Below are 4,330 nucleotides of genomic sequence, written 5' to 3'. Positions count from 1 at the left end.
GGTCAGCGTGCCCGAGCCGAGCGGCGACCACGTGCACCGGGACGCCCGCCAGGAGCAGAGTCGTCGCGTGGATGTGGCGTAGGTCGTGGAGCCGGGCGTGCGGTAGAGGGGCGGCTGGTGCCGCCCCGTCTTTGGGCTCGTTGTGAAGCTTGATCAGGGACGTCATCAAGGACGAGACGGTGTCTGGGTGGACTGGCTCTCCCCACCCGGTAGCGAACACGTAGCTGTCCTCCTCCCTGGCGGCCCCCCTCCAGGACGCACCGACCTTGAGCTTGTCCGCGAGCTGGCGCTTACGGTGCGCCTTGAGGGCGACGACCGTCCCGGCGTCGAGGCTGACCACACGTGACCGGCCGCTCTTGGTCGTCCCCTCGATGCGCTCGCCGGCGATGAACGAGGCCGAGCCCTTGATATGGACGGACGCACCCTCCAGATCAAGGTCACGCCATCGCAGATTGAGCAACTCCCCGCGCCGCGCGCCCGTGTACGCGGCCAAGTGGAAGAACGCGGATAGCCGGTGAGTTTCGGCGACCTTGAGGAAGGTCCGCAGCATCGCAGGGGTCCAGATATCGCCCGGTTCGGGGTGGCCGAGACGAGGCCGCTTGGCGCGCTCGACCGGGTTGGACGGGAGGATCTGGTCAACCAACACGGCGTCACCGAACGCCTTACGGAGCACCGCGTGAACGTAGGCCACCGTCCGAGGCGAGAGCCCCGCCCCCTTTCGGCCGCCTACGGTGACGAGGTCGCGGTAGAGCTTGGTGATCTGGCCAGGCCGGACAGCTTGGAGCCGTAGACCCCCGATGTTGGGCTTGACGTGCCGGTCGATCAGATGCCGGTAGTCGGCCAGGGTCTTGGGCTTGATCTCAACCGCGTGAGCGTCGAGCCACTCGTCCAGGTACTCGCCCACGGTGATGGCGTTGCGGTCAATGTACTCACCGCGCCGCGCCTTGACCCGTGCTTCGTCGCGAGCCTCCTTGGCGGATGACTCGTCGGGAAAGCCACCGACCCACTTTGGTTTGGAGATGCCGGTTTCGGGGTCGGTGACGCGGATGACGTAGGACCAGGTCTTGCCGCGCTTCATCACTCCGTCGCGGAGCTTGGACTTGCCGGGCCTGCGTGGCTCTTCGGGGTTGGCTAGAGCGGTCTTGGTCATCAGGCTGCCTCTTCCATCAGGGCGTTGACGTAGTCGTTGAGGGCGTTGAGCGGGATGCGACGTGCGCCGTCGATGCGGATGGAGCGGATGGCGCCGGAGGCGAGGAGTTCGTAGAGCTTGCTGCGGGAGATCGCGAGGGCTTTGGCGGCTTCGGGGACGGTCAGCAGGAGCTTGGGCACGCGGAACTCCGTTCATGGGTGGTGAGGGTCGGCATGGGCTTGCCGGTGAGTGCGGCGGTGAGGAGTGCTTCGCCGGGTGTCATGCCTTGGCCGAGGTAGCGCCAGTGGGCGACGACGAGGACCTGGTCGTCGTCGAAGGGGAGGCGTCCGGTGGTTGGTTCGTCGTGTTGGTGCTGGTTGTGGTCGATGCGGGCTTGGCGGAGTGCGCCGAGGGTGGTGGAGTAGCGGCGGGATTTGGTGGAGAAGTGGCCGCGGAAGCCGAGCATGTGCGCCCACTCCGCCAGCCGCAGCCCCGCGAACTCCTCGAGGGCACCAAGGCGGAGGCATTCGGCGATGAGTCGCCGCGCGTGGCCGCTCACGGGCAGGTCGGTCAGTTCGTCGGTGGGGCGTATGCGGCGGTCGAGGGTGCCGACGCATTCGGCGGCTTTGGTGGCGTACTTGGCGATGTAGCCCGCCACGGCGGTATCGGTGAGTTCTCCTGTGGTGGTGATCGGTCGGACGTCGACCTGTGAGCCCCAGGCGTGCGTCAGGGCCGGGACGTCCCCGGCCGCGGGGGTCGAGACGGTGACCGCGCTCGCCGCGTGGTCGACGGCTGCTTTGAGGAGATCGAGGGTTGCCCATGCGGGCGGGGAGGCATCGGGGCCGCCGGGGCCGTCGAGGCGGATGACGGCGTGGAAGTGGACCAGGCCGCGCCGTTGGTATTCGGCGACTTTGGCGAACGAGACGGTGAGCACGTCCCGTAGGTCGGCCACGCGCAGGCCCGCCGATCGGGCGACGTAGCGCCGGAAGGCCAACGCGAACCGGCGCCACAGTTCGGGGGCGTGGGCATTCCAGAGCACCGCGCCCGCGTAGTCGAAGCAGTCTGGGCAGATCGGTTGCCCGAGCCGCGGGTCTGCGTCGCCATGTCGGACGGTGCAGGAGACGGGCCGCCCGTGCGGACACGTCCTGCCGTCGCGTCGAGGGCGGCAGGCCACCACCGCGCCGCTCTTGCCGGTGCGGCGGGAGTGGACTGGCCCGAATGAGGGTGCGGTGAGCGTGACGAAGGCCGCCGGGTGCCGGGTGACGGTGTCCGGGACGCCCTTGCCGCCGACCAGGCCCGCGCGGACGAGTTGGTAGGTGTCGGCGCGGTAGGTCTCAGCGCAAGCCGGGCACCGCGAGGCCCGCCGGGTCTTGCACGCCACCCGCAGCGTTCCGCCCGGCTCTTGGGCGGTGGAGTAGTGCCGGAGGATTTCGCCGGTTTGGGGGTCGAGGTGGGTGACGCGTCCGCGGAGGTGGACGGGTTGGGCGCATCCTCCGGTGGTGTGTGCGCGGCGGGCCCAGGCGCGGAAGTCGGCGCGGTTGTACCGGTTGGCCATGTCACGCGCGGCCACACCGGTGATGTGCGGAGCGGGGGCGGGATCGGGCACGATGAACGGGTCTCCTGCCTGTCTGTGGGATGGGCGGGTGATGGGCCCGGCGTGGCCGCGCTTGCTTGCCGGCGACGGCGGCCACGCCGGGGACTACAAGGCCGACACCAGCAGCGAGAGCGCGTCGGCGAGCAGGGCCAGGCCCTCGAAGAGAGCGCGGACGGCTTGGGCGGCGGGTCCGGGGTGCCGGAGGGCGAACAGGCCCAGGACCAGCCAGAAGCAGGCGAAGGCGCAACGACGTAGGAACATCAGGTGCCCTCCTGTCAGGTGTGGCCGTGGCCGTTGCAGTCGGGGCAGGTGGACCCGTCGGAGGCGACGCCGCCCCCGCCGCACGTCCCGCACACCCAGGCGCGTACTTGGAGGTGCGGCTGCTCATACCGGTCGTCGCGGCTGGCGCGGGTCGGGTGTGCTGCCGGGGGCTGTGCGGCCATCAGGCGAACCCTCCGTACCGGTCGCGGTCGATCGACCGGTCCATGTCGGCGTCGGGGTCGAGGTCGAGGTCGTTGAAGTAGGGGTCTCGGGTGCCGGACTTGTAGCGGCGGCGCTTGGGGACGTGGACGATGCGGTAGGCGATGCGGCCGAAGGACTTGGAGGCGATGTAGTGGCCGCCGGTGGGCCGGTCGTCGGCGACGGGCACGTCCAGCAGGGCGGCGACCTGGTCGACTCGCGCGGCCGAGGTGGCGTCGTCGCCCTCGCGGACGAAGAAGTCGACGGTGTCGCCGTACTCGTGGACCGGGACGCAGGGGTTGGCCTCCAGGAAGTCGGCCAGGGCCCGCAGGCCGGTGATGACTTGATGGCGGGCGAACAGGTCACCGGGCACCGGCAGGGAGGTCTGGCCGGTCAGTTCGGGGGACGCGGTCATAGTGGGTTCCTCCAGCGAGTTAGGAGACGGACGCGGTTGCGTGGGGCTGTTCGGTGCGGAGCTGGCGGAGCAGGTCTGAGGCGAGTTGGTTGGAGACGCCGAGCCGGGCACGCAGCGCGTCACGGGTGATCGGCCGCCCGTGGCGGCTTTCGTGCTCGGAGGCGACGCGGCGCGCGAAGTCGACCAGCGGCCCCGCCGCACCGGGCGACGAGGAGGAAGCAGACGGCGGAGCGGACGGCGCCGCGGGGGACTGCTCGGCGGGGACGGGGATGGAGATCTGGCCGTCCTGCTCCTCGCGGTCGCGGGGTTCGTCCTGCGGACCGGGGACGGCAGCAGCGGCGAGGGTGGAGTGTTCGTCCTCCCAGACCACCCACGGGGACGACGGCGAGGACGAGCCGGACGAGGACGCGGACGAGACGACCGGGGCCGGGTCGGGACGGCCGAAGGCCTCCGGGACGGGCGAGGTGTGAGCCGCCGGGGTGCCGGCCTTTCGGCGCTCCAGCATCGACACCGCGACCAGGAACGCGCCCGCCGGAGTCCCCGCGGTGATCCAGCCCCAGACCGAGGGGTGCGCTTGGGCGAGGTTGGCGGCCAGCGACAGCAGGATTCCGCCGACGAGGACCACGGTCGGCCACGTCAGCCGTCCGGTGTCTCGCCCGGTGTTCTTGTCCCGCTGGCGTTCCGCGGCGGCCATGACGCAGGTCAGGTCGATGCAGACCGCAATGGCCCAGGC

7 protein-coding genes are annotated in these 4,330 nt (G+C 70.5%); all 7 read right to left on the bottom strand.

What is annotated here, in order from left to right; genetic code table 11:
• A partial coding sequence (locus AB0C69_RS38850; RefSeq protein WP_360361092.1) for a site-specific integrase occupies positions 1-1,150 on the bottom strand: 1,150 nt, incomplete at its 3' end.
• Positions 1,150-1,329: a helix-turn-helix domain-containing protein gene (locus AB0C69_RS38845; protein WP_360361089.1), complete on the bottom strand. Its 180-nt coding sequence runs from the start codon at positions 1,327-1,329 to the stop codon at positions 1,150-1,152. The genes AB0C69_RS38850 and AB0C69_RS38845, both read right to left, overlap by 1 nt.
• The gene (locus tag AB0C69_RS38840; RefSeq protein WP_360361086.1) at positions 1,311-2,735 is read right to left on the bottom strand and encodes a replication initiator; all 1,425 of its coding nucleotides are present in this window, start codon (positions 2,733-2,735) and stop codon (positions 1,311-1,313) included. The genes AB0C69_RS38845 and AB0C69_RS38840 overlap by 19 nt, the downstream gene beginning before the upstream one ends.
• Positions 2,736-2,828: 93 nt before the next feature.
• Complete coding sequence (locus AB0C69_RS38835) at positions 2,829-2,984, bottom strand: hypothetical protein (protein ID WP_360361083.1); 156 nt, start codon at positions 2,982-2,984, stop codon at positions 2,829-2,831.
• Positions 2,985-2,998: 14 nt separating this feature from the next.
• Positions 2,999-3,166, bottom strand: coding sequence for a hypothetical protein (locus AB0C69_RS38830; RefSeq protein WP_360361080.1), 168 nt, complete (start codon positions 3,164-3,166; stop codon positions 2,999-3,001).
• Positions 3,166-3,597: a hypothetical protein gene (locus tag AB0C69_RS38825; RefSeq protein ID WP_360361077.1), complete on the bottom strand. Its 432-nt coding sequence runs from the start codon at positions 3,595-3,597 to the stop codon at positions 3,166-3,168. Before AB0C69_RS38825 ends, AB0C69_RS38830 begins: the two co-directional genes overlap by 1 nt.
• A 19-nt stretch (positions 3,598-3,616) precedes the next feature.
• The coding region (locus AB0C69_RS38820; protein ID WP_360361074.1) for a hypothetical protein at positions 3,617-4,330 on the bottom strand (714 nt) is incomplete at its 5' end.

Origin of the sequence: Actinomadura sp. NPDC048032 (assembly GCF_040653175.1) — a bacterium.
GTDB lineage: Bacteria > Actinomycetota > Actinomycetes > Streptosporangiales > Streptosporangiaceae > Spirillospora > Spirillospora verrucosospora.
Note: the sequence above shows the minus strand (reverse complement) of the source record. Positions and strands in the feature narration are given on the sequence as shown.

Bases quoted from the DNA above. Each gene is read 5' to 3' on its own strand.
- AB0C69_RS38825 (WP_360361077.1), bottom strand. From the start codon at position 3,597: ATGACCGCGTCCCCCGAACTGACCGGCCAGACCTCCCTGCCGGTGCCC.
- AB0C69_RS38835 (WP_360361083.1), bottom strand. From the start codon at position 2,984: ATGTTCCTACGTCGTTGCGCCTTCGCCTGCTTCTGGCTGGTCCTGGGC.
- AB0C69_RS38830 (WP_360361080.1), bottom strand. From the start codon at position 3,166: ATGGCCGCACAGCCCCCGGCAGCACACCCGACCCGCGCCAGCCGCGAC.